The 14,673-nt window shown below is 53.3% G+C and carries 10 protein-coding genes and 1 tRNA gene; 8 read left to right on the top strand and 3 right to left on the bottom strand.

Going from position 1 to position 14,673, the window contains the following annotated elements:
- Positions 1-393 precede the first annotated feature (393 nt).
- Positions 394-1,443 (bottom strand): nucleotidyl transferase AbiEii/AbiGii toxin family protein, encoded by a 1,050-nt coding sequence (locus J1C54_RS15300; RefSeq protein ID WP_229149593.1) that lies wholly within the window; start codon positions 1,441-1,443, stop codon positions 394-396.
- Positions 1,421-2,059, bottom strand: coding sequence for a DUF6088 family protein (locus tag J1C54_RS15295; protein ID WP_229149591.1), 639 nt, complete (start codon positions 2,057-2,059; stop codon positions 1,421-1,423). Before J1C54_RS15295 ends, J1C54_RS15300 begins: the two co-directional genes overlap by 23 nt.
- A gap of 216 nt (positions 2,060-2,275) precedes the next feature.
- Here J1C54_RS15295 and J1C54_RS15290 point away from each other — a divergent pair, with 216 nt between their 5' ends.
- From J1C54_RS15290 to J1C54_RS15255, 8 genes are all read left to right on the top strand, one after another.
- Positions 2,276-2,872 (top strand): hypothetical protein, encoded by a 597-nt coding sequence (locus J1C54_RS15290; RefSeq protein WP_229149588.1) that lies wholly within the window; start codon positions 2,276-2,278, stop codon positions 2,870-2,872.
- Positions 2,865-4,388: a type I restriction-modification system subunit M gene (locus tag J1C54_RS15285; RefSeq protein ID WP_229149586.1), complete on the top strand. Its 1,524-nt coding sequence runs from the start codon at positions 2,865-2,867 to the stop codon at positions 4,386-4,388. Before J1C54_RS15290 ends, J1C54_RS15285 begins: the two co-directional genes overlap by 8 nt.
- Positions 4,378-5,580, top strand: coding sequence for a restriction endonuclease subunit S (locus J1C54_RS15280; RefSeq protein WP_229149584.1), 1,203 nt, complete (start codon positions 4,378-4,380; stop codon positions 5,578-5,580). The genes J1C54_RS15285 and J1C54_RS15280 overlap by 11 nt, the downstream gene beginning before the upstream one ends.
- Positions 5,581-5,675: 95 nt before the next feature.
- Complete coding sequence (locus J1C54_RS15275) at positions 5,676-8,969, top strand: P-loop NTPase fold protein (RefSeq protein WP_229149582.1); 3,294 nt, start codon at positions 5,676-5,678, stop codon at positions 8,967-8,969.
- Positions 8,970-9,141: 172 nt separating this feature from the next.
- A complete protein-coding gene (locus J1C54_RS15270) occupies positions 9,142-9,489 on the top strand; it encodes a hypothetical protein (RefSeq protein WP_229149579.1) in 348 nt (115 codons plus the stop codon).
- Between the two features lie 199 nt (positions 9,490-9,688).
- Entirely contained in the window at positions 9,689-10,375 is a 687-nt protein-coding gene (locus tag J1C54_RS15265) for an NYN domain-containing protein (protein WP_229149577.1), read from the top strand.
- Between the two features lie 31 nt (positions 10,376-10,406).
- Entirely contained in the window at positions 10,407-13,715 is a 3,309-nt protein-coding gene (locus tag J1C54_RS15260; protein ID WP_229149576.1) for a type I restriction endonuclease subunit R, read from the top strand.
- Entirely contained in the window at positions 13,712-14,461 is a 750-nt protein-coding gene (locus J1C54_RS15255; protein ID WP_229149575.1) for a M48 family metallopeptidase, read from the top strand. Before J1C54_RS15260 ends, J1C54_RS15255 begins: the two co-directional genes overlap by 4 nt.
- 87 nt (positions 14,462-14,548) lie before the next feature.
- On the opposite strand, the gene J1C54_RS15250 is transcribed toward J1C54_RS15255, so the two are convergent.
- Positions 14,549-14,625, bottom strand: a tRNA-Met gene (locus J1C54_RS15250).
- Positions 14,626-14,673 lie beyond the last annotated feature (48 nt).

The following is a 14,673-nucleotide window of genomic DNA, read 5'->3' as shown; positions in this document are numbered from 1 at the left end:
GGTGGTGCTGAACAAGGCTGGCCCGAACATGCTGGTGTTCAGTGATAAAGATACGGTCACCGATGAGGGTGAGCCGATCTATGACTTCACTAACATTGTGATGCTGATCAAGCAGTAAGTTGGTAAAAAAAGGGGCTGCCTTTTGGTGGCCCCTTTTTCGTGGTGTGTTTCGGTGCGACTGTTTTTGTGGGCGGTCCCCGGTCAGATCCATCAAAGCGTCGTTTGCCAGGATGCCGACAGCACCTCAGCTTGTCGTCACCCATAACTTCAAGGGCCGATTGGTTCTTAGCCAGGGCAGCGGGGATATCCTTGGCCAGCTGGATCAGTTCCTGAACCTCGGTAGTCGTGATGGCCTTGCCAATAGGATTCGATGCTTTCTGTTCTTCTAAACATCTACTCAGCTTCTGATAGGGCTTGGTTGACCACCCCTTCAATGCGACGAAGCTCGTCAACGATGACTTCGAATTCCGGTGGATCCCCGTAGAACATCTCACCCATCCTTTCATAGTCAAGCCGGAATGCCTCTTCCATCTCCGGCGTCATAGCCAGCCGCAGTCCACCACAGCAAGCCTCCATATAGTCAACGCCACCTTGCTTGAAGTAAACGCTTTTGTGCTCGGCGACATCCTTCAGAAGGCCAAGTGTTCCAAGGCAATACTCACCATGTTCGGAATCGGAAATCATAGCGATGTCATAGAGGTGCCGACTCAATCGGTCCTTGACCTTATCGGGCGCATTGCTGCTGTTCTGCTGATGCAGGAAAGTAATCTTCTCCCAGAACGTCCGCTCGATCCGTAGCGTGCGAACGGTAGTGTAGTCGTCGGCAATCAATGGAACGGCATCGGTAACACTTTCGGACATGGTGACGAGCGGGGAGATTCTGATCTCATCCACCGGTTCATGAGCAGCTTTTGTACCGGTCTCGATTAGCACCACCGGCTTGACATAGTTGGCATCGCCATAGGCCTCATCGTCGAGGCATCTCGGATAGGTGAAGAGAATATTGTCCGGATTGTCCTCATCGACGACCAGGGAAAACTCTTCCTCCAGATCGCCTTCCAGATATTGCTGCAAAGCAGGATGCAAATGGTCTTCGACGTATTGGGTCCCGGCAGCTTTTAGCGCCTTTAGCTTTTTCCCGGCCTTGGTCGAGGAAGTCTGTGCCTCAGGCGCATCATCACCACCAAACCCCAGATCCTCCCGATCCAGAGCCAGATCAATGTCCTCTGAAAAGCGTTCGATCACGCCGTAACATTTGGACAGACTGGTGCCGCCCTTGAACATCATCCTTACAGGCAGATTCAGTTCCTGGAATAGAACGTCCAGCAGGTAGGTCACCCAGAAATCTTTCTCCAGCACATGCGCCGTTAGACCGAGATCCTGCTCGGCAACCCTGAAGACTTCTGCCCGCTGTTCCGGGTCAAGTGCCAGTAATGCACTCATTCATCGACCTCCATGTCTTGCTAATTTTTTCCACCACCTTCCGCACCCAGGCAAACCGGGGGGCAGCAGCCTGTTCCAGCTGCAGCAGCTCCTGCTCAGTGAGCTTGCGAGCAATCTTGCCACAGAACTCGTTAGAGCCGGCCTCCTTCTGGCCGACATACTCGATCGCACTCAGGATCTCGCCGGCCTTGGTGCCGGCACCGGTCAGGCGCCGTGCCGGCACCTTGTGCAGCTCTACCCGAATCTTGCCGAGCTGCTCTGTTCGTGGACTGCGACTGGTCAGGTACGAGTATTTCATGGGCACCTGGGTAGTCAGGCCAAGCCGGTGCAGCGCCACTGGTCCGGATGGCACCAGCGGGGCGCCTTCGGTCAATGCCCGGGCAACCGCTTCCGGCTTAGGGGGCAGCGCCCCAAAAAGTGTCCCGGACTCCGGGTAGTAATAGAGCCCATGACCAATGCGTCGGATGCTGCCCTTCTGTGCGAGACGGCCAAGGGTGCGCTCCACGGTGCCAGGCTCTGCCCCCAGCCCGTTAAAGTGCGTGGCGGTAAAGACCGACCCGGGGCCGGACTTGAGGATTTCGCTCCTGATTTGCTCCGCAGCTGTGCGCTCGATCATGATTGATCCGTCATATTTATACATAAACCGGACATATTGTCTGCTTTAACGCCAATACGCGCAATAGTGCGTGCATACGAGTAGCAATCTCAAAACTGTAGCCTTGCTACAGCGATAAAATTAGTTGACGAAGCTGATATGACCCGGCAGTCTCTGCTCTGTAGGCCTGCTATAGCGCACAAACCCAAGGGCAAAAGACGACACCAGAGGATGCAATTGCTCACACAGATCGCAGACATTGCCGAAGTCCGCACTGGCTACACCTTCCGCCCTCCCCGTGAGGGCGCAGCCGGAGCACCCGTGCACGCGGTACAAATCGGCGACTTGCGGGACGTGACCGTGGTACAACCGGGCAACCTGCCGCTTGCCCAATGGGAAGGCGCCGGAGAAATGCCGGCACTCAAGGAAGGAGAGGTACTACTGGCCGCCAAGGGCAACCACAACCGGGCCGCATTATTCGACGGCCCGCAGTCCGGCTATCCGGTAGTCCCCTCCAGCCAGTTCCTGATCCTGACGGTAAAGCGCGCAGCCCAAGTGCTGCCTGCTTATCTTTGCTGGGCACTGAACTACCCGCCCACCCAGAAGCTGATAGCGGAGCATCGGCGCGGCACCAGTATCGCGTCCATCTCCAAGGCGGCGCTACTGCAGGTGCCGGTGCCGGTGCCGGCGCCGGGTGTGCAAGAACATATCCTGCGCCTGCAGCACCTGTGGGACGAAGAACGGGCGCTCTACGCCGCCCTGGCACAGAACAGAGAGACCATGCTGACCGGCATGTTCAGCAAACTGATTCACGGAGAGTCAGAGAATGAGTGACAAGATCAACCAGGACAGCATCAACAAGGCCCTGTGGAATGCCTGCGACACCTTCCGCGGCACCATCAGCGCCGACACCTACAAGGATTTCATTCTCACCATGCTGTTCCTCAAGTACATCTCTGATGTCTGGCAGGATCACTATGACGGCTACAAGGCCCAGTACGGCAACGAGCCGGAACTGATCGAAGAGATGATGAAAAATGAGCGCTTCGTGCTGCCGAAAGATGCCTCCTTCTACGCCCTGTATGAGCGCCGCCACGAGCCCGGCAACGGCGAGCGTATCGACCAGGCCCTGCACGCCATCGAAGAAGCCAACGGCACCAAACTCAAGGATGCCGGCAAAAGCGTGTTCCAGGACATCTCCTTCAACACCGACAAGCTCGGCGAAGAAAAGCAAAAGAACACCATCCTGCGCCACCTGCTGGAAGACTTCGCCAAGCCTGAGCTGAACCTCAAGCCCAGCCGCGTCGGCACATTGGACGTAATCGGCAATGGCTACGAATACCTGATCAAGAACTTCGCCGCGAGCGGCGGCCAGAAGGCTGGCGAGTTCTATACCCCGCCAGAAGTCAGCAACTTGATCGCCGAGCTGCTCGACCCGCAACCGGGCGACACCATCTGCGACCCGGCCTGCGGCTCTGCCTCGCTGCTGATGAAGTGCGGCAGTAAGGTGCGCAACAACCACAACAGCAAAAGCTATGCGCTGTATGGCCAGGAGGCCATTGGCTCTACCTGGTCACTGGCCAAGATGAACATGTTTCTGCACGGCGAGGACAACCACAAGATCGAATGGGGCGACACCATCCGCAACCCCAAGCTGCTGGACAAGAACGGCAACCTGATGCTGTTCGATATCGTGACCGCCAACCCGCCGTTCAGCCTGGACAAGTGGGGCCATGACGAAGCCGAGCACGACAAGTTCAGCCGCTTCCGCCGTGGCGTGCCGCCGAAAACCAAAGGCGACTATGCCTTTATCCTGCACATGATCGAGACCCTGAAGCAGAAAAGCGGTCGTATGGGTGTGGTAGTACCCCATGGCGTGCTGTTCCGAGGCTCCAGCGAGGGCAAGATTCGCCAGCAGCTGATTGAAGAGAACCTGCTGGATGCTGTGATTGGCCTGCCGGAAAAGCTGTTTTACGGCACAGGTATCCCGGCAGCCATCCTGATCTTCAAGAAAGCCAAGAGTGACGACAAGGTCTTGTTTATCGATGCAAGCAGGACGTTCAAAGCCGGGAAAAACCAGAACCTGCTGGCCGATGAAAACATCCTCAAGATCATTGAAACCTATCGTGCGCGTGAGAATGTCGAAAAGTACGCCTACCTTGCCAGTCTCGCTGAGATCAAGGAAAACGACTACAACCTCAATATTCCCCGTTATGTCGATACCTTTGAGGAGGAGGAGGAGATCGACCTGATGACTGTGCGTGCTGAGCGAGAGAAGTTGAAAAGCCAGTTGGCCGAACTCGAATCGGAGATGGCAGAGTATCTGGAGGAGCTCGGATATGGTGCCTGATGGCTGGAAGCGTGCGTCCGTAAGGGAATGTGGGGATATATCTGCCGGGAGGCAGCGCTCTCCGAGTTTCACGGAAGGGGTGTTGCGGCCATACCTTAGGGTTGCAAATGTCTTTGAGGCATATATCGACACATCGGATGTCAACGAGATGCCTTTTACTGACAAGGAATATCAGCGTTACAAGCTTGAGCCGGGCGATATTCTTCTCAATGAAGGACAAAGTACGGAGTTAGTTGGTAGGCCGGCAATGTACAAAGGAAAGCCGGAAAATTGCTGCTTCCAGAATACATTGGTACGGTTTAAGGCAAATAAAAATGTAGATGCGGAATATGCACTGCAAAGGTTCCTGCTATGTCTATACGACGGTACATTCCAATCGATTTCCAAGAAGACAACCTCGATCGCGCACCTGGGAGTTTCTAGATTCGCAGAGCTCGAGCTGTCGTGGCCACCATTGCCCGAACAAAAAAAAATCTCACAAACCCTCTCCATCTGGGACAAGGCCATCACCACCACCGAACAACTTCTCGTCAACAGCCAGCAGCAGAAGAAAGCCCTGATGCAACAACTGCTCACCGGCAAAAAACGGCTACTGGATAAGGATGGGGTTAGGTTTAGTGGAGAGTGGAAGTGGCTCAAAGCAAGAGATCTGTTCAAGGCGGTATCAAAGAAAAATAACTCTGAATCCGAAGAGCTATTGGCTGTAACGCAGGATCAAGGTGTATTGCCGAGATCCCTTCTTGAAAGAAGAGTCGTTATGCCAGATGGGTCGACTCAAGGTTACAAGCTTGTTGTTCCAGGCAACTTCATTATCAGTTTGCGTTCATTTCAAGGCGGTTTGGAGTACTCGAACTACCAAGGCTTGGTTAGTCCTGCTTATACAGTGTTGGAGCCAATCAAGGAGATTGATGACAATTTCTATAAGCAGTATTACAAGTCCTATGACTTTATTGGTCACTTGGCTGTTGCCGTGATTGGTATTCGGGATGGGAAGCAGGTCAGCTACGAAGACTTTTCATTCTTGAAGATTCCATATCCAGAACTAGAGGAGCAGGAAAAAATATCTGACGCTCTTTCCGCTGCAGACCGGGAAATTACGGCTTTGCGAAGAGATTTGATCACGTTAAAGAAAGAGAAGAAGGCGCTAATGCAGCAGCTCTTAACCGGCAAGCGAAGAACGAAAGTGGAGTAACGAATGGACTGACAAGACTTTGCATTTGGCTTCCAGGGCGCCAAGGCAGCCATAGATGGCGAAGAAATTCAAAAACAGATAAAGGGGCAGAGGGAATGAGCTCATATACCTTCGAGATATTACATGAAAGAGTGTCCGACAATGACGATTTTGAGGACAAGACCCACGAGAAAGTTGCTTCCAATATCCATAGGATCATTGAATCTTCAACGCCCGCTATTACCATCGGGCTTGAGGGCGGATGGGGCTCAGGTAAATCTACCGTAGTTAACCTGCTAACAAATAAGCTATCTGAAAGTCAAGGCAGGACTTTGGTCTACCTGTTTGATGCGTGGGCGCACGACGGCGATCCTTTGCGTCGCATATTCCTAGAGGGTCTTATTGCAAAGATTGATCCTGAAGAGGCAGATACATTCCTGCAAAAAATTAGGCAAGAGATATCAGGCCGTAAAAAGACCGTTGAAGTAAAGACAAAAAAATCAGCAAGCAAGCTTGGCGGCTTTCTATCACTGTCTGCCATATTTGTTCCTTTTGGAGCCGCGCTTTTATCCGCAATTGATTACTCAACAGTGCATTGGTTCTCGGCCTCCCGTGAAATTCACTGGCCTTTTATATTTGGATCGTTCTTTGCTCTCTCTCCTTTGTGGGTTCTATGCATGTGGGGAGTTTTTTCGGACGACGACCCCAAGAAGGCAGGCAAGAAATTCTTTCTGAAGAAGAAATGGGACGTATTTGAATCTTCGTCTGAAGAGAGCTACACGCAGGATATAACGGAGGACGGGGAGAGGACATCCATCGAGTTCGAGCATTTTTTCGGTCGGATAATGAATCATGTCATTGGAGAGAGGAAAAAATATCACCGTGCTCTTATTGTGGTCGACAACCTTGACCGGATAGAACCACAACAGACTTTATCTATCTGGTCTATATTGCAGACATTCTTCCAGTACCGGAGCCATGGAAATTCCTACTCAGAAGGGTGGAAGGAGCATCTTTGGTTCTTGGTTCCTTATGACAGGGAGGGATTATCGAGAGTATGGGGAGGGAATAATGAATCCAATGATTCTGAAGAGTCGAACTACGGCGTAGCCAACTCATTCCTTGAAAAATGCTTTCAACTTGTAGAAGAAGTCCCCGAGCCTGTGCTCTCCTCGTGGGCTGAATACTGCGAAATATGTGTAAATAGAGCTTTAGCGGACTGGCCTGACGACGTAAGGAGGGCCGTAACCGATACATATAAGAGCCACGAAAGCAGCCTCTCGCGAAGCCCTACACCGCGCCAAATTCAAAGCTTTGTAAATAAGGTGGGATTGCTCGGCATGCGCTGGGGCGACGCTGTATCAGGAGAGGCAATGGCTTTATATGCTTTGGCGCGAGGCAAACGATCTGAGCGCCAAATGCGAGCCGAGCTCCTGAGTACCGGGCTCCCCGACGGCTATAGGTCAAACGATCCATCAAACCTCAAGGCAGAACTTTGTGGATTGCTTTTCGGCGTAGATAAGAACAAAGGCATTCAGCTACTTCTCGACCCTGAAATCGCTAAAGCCCTAGGTGACGGGGACGCTGACGGAATCGCCGATCTGGCGTCAAGGCATGGCGAAGCCTTTTGGATTGCTTGGCATGCTATTCGCGAGAGATTGCTACCTAAAGGACATGTTGAGGAATATCGGATTGCCGTTACCACCGCACTCTGTAATGGCCTTAAAAACCATGTAAATCGCGCGCAGCATGATGTTGACCACCTGGTTGCAGAGTGGGAGTCGAGGGAAGAAAAGTGGGAGTTGGGTGAACACCACTACATCGAAGCCATCGAAGCACTCTCATCAGCCCTCGGTGAACGCCGGAGAGACTTCATTGCATGGTTAAATGGCAGGGTGAAAAAGGAGCTTTTCGCATGTATTCAGAAAATAGGCAAAGAGCAGCTTAGCATTGTTGCCCTAAAGGAAATCAGGGCGCTCTTGGATTTTCTCCAAAAAGAAGGCCTGCCACTCGAAAAAGCCCAATATGACTCCCTCAATAAAGATAATTGGATTTCATGGCTGGGGGCCTTGAAATCCGGCAGTATTGCTTTCCCCGAAGTTCTGCCCAACAAGGCCGCAATCCCATCCATGATCGAGTCCATTGATCCGGTTAATGCTGGTGACGAAATAGTCAACAAGGTCATTCTGACAATGAAGATTTACGGCCAGAATTCCTACTGCAAAGAAATAGCCATGAAACTTTATGAGTGGCTACTAAATCCCGAGCGCAGTTTAGGAAAAGATGCTCCATATGCGCTTCTTATTATGTGCCAATCTCATCTTGGAGACGATCTCGACAGCAAGATAAAGGAAGTCTTTGCAGACCAAAACTTCATTCAAAGATCGGATCAAGAAAATATAGAGAAGACCCCATCTTTGTTGGCGCTGTATGCAATTATGCATAATTCAAAGCTACTCGAGGCAACCTTGCCAGCCAAGATCAAGGCGTTTTTCGAAAGCGAACCTAATCATGGGTTCATGGAGGAAGTTATTAATATCATGGATGATGGCAACTCGCTTTCTGCGATTTGGCATATGGCTAGATCTTCAGAAAACAAATTCGCCATAGCTGCGATCAGGCACTCAAACAACCATAAGCTTTTCTGTATCGACACTGGCGCCATATACTTCGATGAATATGACTGGGCAACTGATTCTGATCTAGAATATATCTGCGCAAAGTTGGTTTCAAATGATGTTTTTCCCCTCGTGAAAAAGATATACATAGAACATCCGGAATCTTACTTTAGCTGTATGAAGATTCTTATAAGCCACGGCGGAGATGAGGGCAGAACCATTGTCAATGATATTCTTCCCAGCGTATCTGCGGAAAGCTGGGAAGCTTCACTTAAGAATGGAGTGAAATTATTCGATCTTCTTGATGGAAAAGGTAATCATGAGTTCAAGGATGCTGTTGCAAGCTTTGCAATTGCCGACATAGCCAAGACTGAAGTATCTCCTGATTTTTGGAATAATTTGAGCAATATATATAAGAAGCTTCCAGATAAAGAAGACGTTATAGAAATCATTGCCAGGAAATATTTTTGTCTTGAAATAGACCCATTTGACGACAGCAATTTCAACGAATTTGGGAAAGTTGTTTCCTCATCCACGCTATCCAAAATTCCAGCTTCCCAGATTATGGCAAGGGTAGAGTTGTGGCTCCGTAAAGACGCCTGGAAAAAGCTAGAGTGGTTGCTTAGTCAAAACTTTCCTTTAGCTAAGGCCAGCGAATCGCTGACGTCAAGGCTTAATGCTGCCAAGGACGATGACGATGGAGAAAATCCCGAAATAGTTGACAAGCTTGCCTCTCTCTATGGTGTAGAAATTGGCAAAGCGGGGCCCGATCCTGATGCTAAGCCGGACTAATCAGCAACGATTTGATTTAATTCAGGGAGGTTTTATGAAAGCTGACAGGGGAGCGGCCACCGGGATCCATTTTCACCCGATCCCCCCCCCTTGCAGCGGTACTCAGTTGGCTGCTGTCTGGAGCCGGCAGGCCGCCTATTGAACGACTTACTCACTTATGGAGTTCCTCAAGATGAAACCGCTAGCACCCAGATTCCAGGAAGAATACAGCGCTAAAATTCCGGCGCTGAAATTGCTGGCCAACCTGGGCTGGGAACTTCTCTCTCCTGAGCAGGCACTGCTAGCCCGTGGCGGCAAGGCAGATAAGGTCGTTCTGCGCCAAGTGCTGCGCACCGAGCTGAAGAAGCGCACCTTCACTTTTGCTGGCAAAGACTACCCACTATCCAATAAGACCATCGATAATCTGGTTGCCGATGTGTGCACCCCCGCCCTGAATGAATGCCTGTTTGGCCACCAGACGCGCCAACAATACCCCCCGGGGGATATCGTCGCGGGGATCCCCAAGGTAAAAAACCATTGAATATCAATTGGTTGCTGATTGGTCAGAGACTGAGGTCAACTTTGCGACTGGTTGACAGGCTACGCATTGTTGCGCATTATTGCGTCCACGACTCCCCCCTTGCAGGGTCATTCAGTTGGCTGCTGCTTGGGGCGGGAAAACCGCCTTATGGGCGGTTTTCTCATTTCTGGGGCAAAGCAATACTGACGAGCCACCGCCGATGAAGACAATCATTTACGTCGATGGCTACAACCTCTTCTATGGCTGCCTGAAGCACAGCCAGGACAAATGGCTCGATATACAGAAGCTACTGTTCGAGCGGGTTGTCCGTGTACAAGACCCGGCTTCCGAACTCATTTCTATTAAGTTCTTTACTGCGGATATTCGCGCCAAGATCGCCACGCGCGGGCAAAGTGCCCAGATCGCCCAGCAGTCCTATCACCGGGCGCTGGAGACGCTGTATCCCGACACGATAAAGATCATCAAGGGCTATTACAGCCTGGAAAAGGCCACACTCCTTGCGTACCAGCAACCGCCAGACAAATCTCGCCGAGTGGATGTGTGGCGTCTTGAGGAAAAGGAAACAGACGTCAACATTTCCTTGGAGGCCTATCGCGACGCGCTGAAGACCAATGTTCGGCAGCAGGTGTTTGTCTCGAATGATACAGACCTGGCCCCAGCCCTACAGGCCTTGAAGGAGGACCTGGGTAGTCAGATCACGCTTGGCGTGGTTTTCCCCATTCGTGATCCGAAGTCATCTAATGGCCACAGGCCAGGCAATAAGAAGCTAAGCGCATTTGCCGACTGGACCCGGCACCACATCACTGATGACGAACTTACAGAATCACAGCTTCCCGAGCAGATACCCACAAAAAAGAAACCTATCAAGAAGCCGGATTACTGGTAAGTACGTCACGACAGGATTACAGGACACGCTAATGAGCTTGCAAGCACCCAAATTTCAGGAAGAGTACAGCGCCAAGATCCCGGCGCTGACACTGCTGACCAATCTGGGCTGGGATTTTCTCTCTCCTGAACAGACACTGCTAGCCCGTGGCGGCAAGGCCGATGAAGTAGTCTTGCGCGAGGTGCTGCGCACCGAACTGAAGAAGCGCACCTTCACCTTTGCTAGTAAGGACTACCCGCTATCCGATAAGGCCATCGATAATCTGGTTGCGGAGGTCTGCAGTCCCGCCCTGAATGAGGGCCTGCTTTCCGCCAACCAGAAGCTGTACAACCATCTGCTTTACGGCATCTCCGTTACCGAGTTCGTTGATGGCAAAAAGGCCAACCCGACCGTTGCTCTGATCGACTGGCAGAATCCGGCCAATAACAGCTTTGTCTTCACCGAGGAGTTTACGGTTACTCGCTCAAGCGGCGTGGAGTCACGTCGCCCGGATATCGTCTGTTTCGTGAATGGTATTCCGCTGGTAGTGATTGAGGCCAAACGCCCGGATGGTAATGCCAAGAAAGGCCCGACCATCGACGAAGGCATTTCACAGAGCCTGCGCAACCAGCGCCACGACGAAGTCCCGCATTTGTTTGCCTATAGCCAGTTGCTGCTGTCGGTGAATGGTAATGAGGGGCGCTATGGTACCTGTGGCACCCCGGCCAAGTTCTGGGCAGCCTGGCGCGAAGAGGACATCGCCGATGCCGAGATGCATAGGATCAAGAACCGCAAGCTGAGCGAGGCGCAGTTGGCCAATCTGTTTGGCCACCGGCCAGCGACGGATCGCGCCTGGTACGACAATCTGGTGGCCGCCGGTGTTCTCGCCGTCACGGGTCAGGACAAGTTGCTGATCAGCTTGCTTAGCCCGGCCCGCCTGCTGGAAATGACACGCTTCTTTACCCTGTTTGATAAAAAGGCCGGCAAGATCGTCGCCCGCTATCAGCAGGTGTTTGGCATCAAGCGGTTGATTGATCGCATCAACACCCGGCGCCCCGATGGCGGCCGCGAGGGTGGCGTGATCTGGCATACCACCGGCTCCGGCAAGTCTTTCACCATGGTTTTTCTCAGCAAGGCCCTGATCCTGCACGAGAGCCTGAAGCAATGCCGGATCGTGGTGGTGACCGATCGGGTGGATCTGGAAACCCAGCTCAGCAATACCTTTACCTCCGGCGGTGAGCTGGCCGGCAAGAAGGACAAGGAGGCGGCCATGGCGACGTCCGGCACGCGCCTGGCGGAGCAGATCGGCAAGGGCACTGAGCGGATCGTGTTTTCTCTGATCCAGAAGTTCAACACGGCTACCAAGCTGCCGGAGTGTGTGAACACCAGCCCTGACATCATCGTCCTGATCGACGAGGGGCACCGCAGCCAGGGCGGCGAGAACCATATCCGTATGAAGCAGGCGCTGCCCAATGCCGCCTTTGTTGCCTTTACGGGTACGCCGCTGCTCAAGGACGACAAGACCACCAATAAGTTTGGCCCCATTGTTCACGCCTATACTATGCAGCGCGCCGTCGAAGACCGCGCCGTGACCCCGCTGCTCTATGAAGAACGCATTCCCGACTTGGACGTGAACGAGCGCGCCATCGATAGCTGGTTCGACCGCATTACCGAAGGCTTGTCAGACGAGCAGAGAACCGATCTCAAGCGCAAGTTCGCCCGCAAGGGGCAGGTGTACGGCGCCGATGACCGCATCCGCTTGATCGCGCTCGATATCGCCAACCACTTCGTCAAGAACATTGATGATGGCCTGAAGGGCCAGCTGGCCTGTGACAGCAAGGCCTCCGCGATCAAGTACAAGAAGTATCTGGATGAGGCCGGGCTGTTCGAATCTGCCGTGGTGATGAGTCCGCCGGACACCCGCGAAGGCAACACGGCCGTTGACGAGTCTGCCATGCCTGAAGTCAGCAAGTGGTGGAAGGACAATGTCGGCAGCAACGACGAGCAGGCTTACACCAAGCATCTGATCGAGCGCTTCGACAAGGATGACTCGCTGAAGATGCTGATCGTGGTGGACAAGCTGCTCACCGGGTTCGACGAGCCGAAGAATACGGTTCTGTATATCGACAAGCCGCTCAAGGAGCACAGCCTGATTCAGGCTATTGCGCGAGTGAACCGCCTGCACCCGAAGAAGAAGTTCGGTTTGCTGATCGACTATCGCGGCATCCTGGCCGAGCTGGATACCACCATCCAGAAATATCAGGATCTGGCCTCGCGCACCCAGGGCGGCTACGACATCAACGACATTGCCGGGCTCTACAACCAGATGAGCACCGAGTACAAGCGCCTGCCGCAACTGTACAAGCAGCTGTGGGCCATCTTCGCCAACGTGAAGAACAAGAACGATATCGAACAGCTGCGCCAGGTGCTGGTGCCGCGCATGGTCGAGCAGGAGCCTTCAGCGTCGGGAGAAAGTGGCGAGATGGTGGATGTTCACCTGAAAGTCCGTGAAGACTTCTACGAGGCACTGACGGCCTTCGCCAGCTGCCTGAAGGTGGCGTTGCAGTCCGCCACCTTCTTTGAAGACAAAAGCTTCAGTGATGAAGATCGCCGCCACTACAAGGAAACCGTCAAACAGTTTTCCAGCCTGCGCCAGCTGGTGCAGCAAGACGCCGGTGAGCGGGTCGATTACGACGAATATGCCGAGCAGGTGAAGAAGCTGCTCGACAAGCATGTGGTTGGCGTTGAGGTAAAAGAGCCGGGAGGCGTCTTCGAAGTGGGCAAGATGGGCCAGCAGGCCAAGCCCGAAGAATGGAGCGAGGACAAGACCCGCAATGAGACCGACATCATCAAGACCCGCGTTACCCGTATGATCGAGCAGGAGCTTCGTGACGACCCTTATGCACAGGAAGCGTTCTCCAAACTGTTGCGCCTGGCCATTGAAGAAGCCGAGAAGCTGTTCGATCACCCGCTGAAGCAGTACATGCTGTTCCGCGAGTTCGAGGACAGGGTCGAAGCTCGAAAGCTCGACGAGATCCCCGATGCCTTTGCCGGCAACCGCCACGCCCAGGCCTACTTCGGCATTATGAAAAAGGTCCTGCCGGAGGCCTTCCAGATTCAGGATCAGCAGGTGCAGGACAAGTGGGTGCGCCTGTCCTTCATGATGGATGAGCTGGTCGAGCAGTCGGTGAAGGAAAATTCCATCAATCCGCAGAACATCGAAGCGAGCATCCGCAAAGGCCTGATGCCGGTCATGTTCAAGGAATGCAAAGCTGTCGGCGCCGGTATGGATCAGGCCCGCAAGATTGTTGAGTGGGTGGTACAGGTGACCCGGGTTGGCTTGAACGCCGGGGTGGTATGAGCGCGCTCACCATCGCGGGCACCCGCACAGGCAGCTTTAACTACTCGGGCGAGCGCATCCCCTTCGAGCGCCTGCCAAGGCCTGGGGCTACCGCACGAGTTCTGATCAAGGTGCTACCGGGCGGCCGGGTTCAGGTGCTGGCCCCGGAGGATGCCAGCGACGAGGAGGTGACACGGGCCCTGGCAAAACGAGCCCGCTGGGTCTACACCCGGCGCCGCGAATTCCTCAAGCTCCAGGAGCACGTTAAGCCGCGCCGCTATATCAGTGGCGAAAGCCATTTCTATCTGGGCAAGCGCTACCTGCTCAAGGTTATGGTCGATCCGGACATGCCCGCCATCGTGCGGATGTTCAGAGGGCGACTGGAAGTCACCGTGCGCCAGCGCAAACCAGAGTCAGTAAAAACAGCCCTGGATGCTTGGTACCGTCTGCGAGCCCGTGAGGTCTTCCATGCCAGGCTGGAGAAAGCCTTGCCGCAGGCGCTGTGGGTTAATGAACAACCCCGCCTGCGCGTCCTCGCCATGAAAACTCAATGGGGTAATTGCTCGACCAATGGCATGCTCACTCTGAATGCGGCCTTGATCAAGGCGCCGGCGGATTGCATTGACTACGTGATCCTTCATGAGCTTTGCCATCTGGCTGAGCATAGCCACAGCAAGCGATTCTATGCGTTGCTGGATGCCACTTGCCCGGGGTGGCAGGCGAAGAAAGTGCGGTTGGATGGGATGGCGGAGATGATACTGGTTTAGAGCTGAAAATTGCCTTGTCAGTCGTGCTGACGGCGCAAACTGGGAGCTGGCGGACTGCTGATTGCTGATTGCTTAAGGTTGTGCAGATGGTGGCTACGGGTGGATTTGAACCACCGACCCCAGCATTATGAGTGCTGTGCTCTAACCAACTGAGCTACGTAGCCTTTTCTGATATGCCTCACAGGGCGGGCCCTGTGAGGTCGCGCATTTTC

The organism is Alcanivorax sp. 1008, from assembly GCF_020667895.1.
Taxonomy (GTDB): domain Bacteria; phylum Pseudomonadota; class Gammaproteobacteria; order Pseudomonadales; family Alcanivoracaceae; genus PGZG01.
This window is presented reverse-complemented; position numbering and strand designations above follow the sequence as displayed.

Bases quoted from the DNA above. Each gene is read 5' to 3' on its own strand.
- J1C54_RS15300 (WP_229149593.1), bottom strand. From the start codon at position 1,443: ATGAGTGCATTACTGGCACTTGACCCGGAACAGCGGGCAGAAGTCTTC.
- J1C54_RS15295 (WP_229149591.1), bottom strand. From the start codon at position 2,059: ATGATCGAGCGCACAGCTGCGGAGCAAATCAGGAGCGAAATCCTCAAG.
- J1C54_RS15285 (WP_229149586.1), top strand. From the start codon at position 2,865: ATGAGTGACAAGATCAACCAGGACAGCATCAACAAGGCCCTGTGGAAT.
- J1C54_RS15280 (WP_229149584.1), top strand. From the start codon at position 4,378: ATGGTGCCTGATGGCTGGAAGCGTGCGTCCGTAAGGGAATGTGGGGAT.
- J1C54_RS15275 (WP_229149582.1), top strand. From the start codon at position 5,676: ATGAGCTCATATACCTTCGAGATATTACATGAAAGAGTGTCCGACAAT.
- J1C54_RS15270 (WP_229149579.1), top strand. From the start codon at position 9,142: ATGAAACCGCTAGCACCCAGATTCCAGGAAGAATACAGCGCTAAAATT.
- J1C54_RS15265 (WP_229149577.1), top strand. From the start codon at position 9,689: ATGAAGACAATCATTTACGTCGATGGCTACAACCTCTTCTATGGCTGC.
- J1C54_RS15260 (WP_229149576.1), top strand. From the start codon at position 10,407: ATGAGCTTGCAAGCACCCAAATTTCAGGAAGAGTACAGCGCCAAGATC.
- J1C54_RS15255 (WP_229149575.1), top strand. From the start codon at position 13,712: ATGAGCGCGCTCACCATCGCGGGCACCCGCACAGGCAGCTTTAACTAC.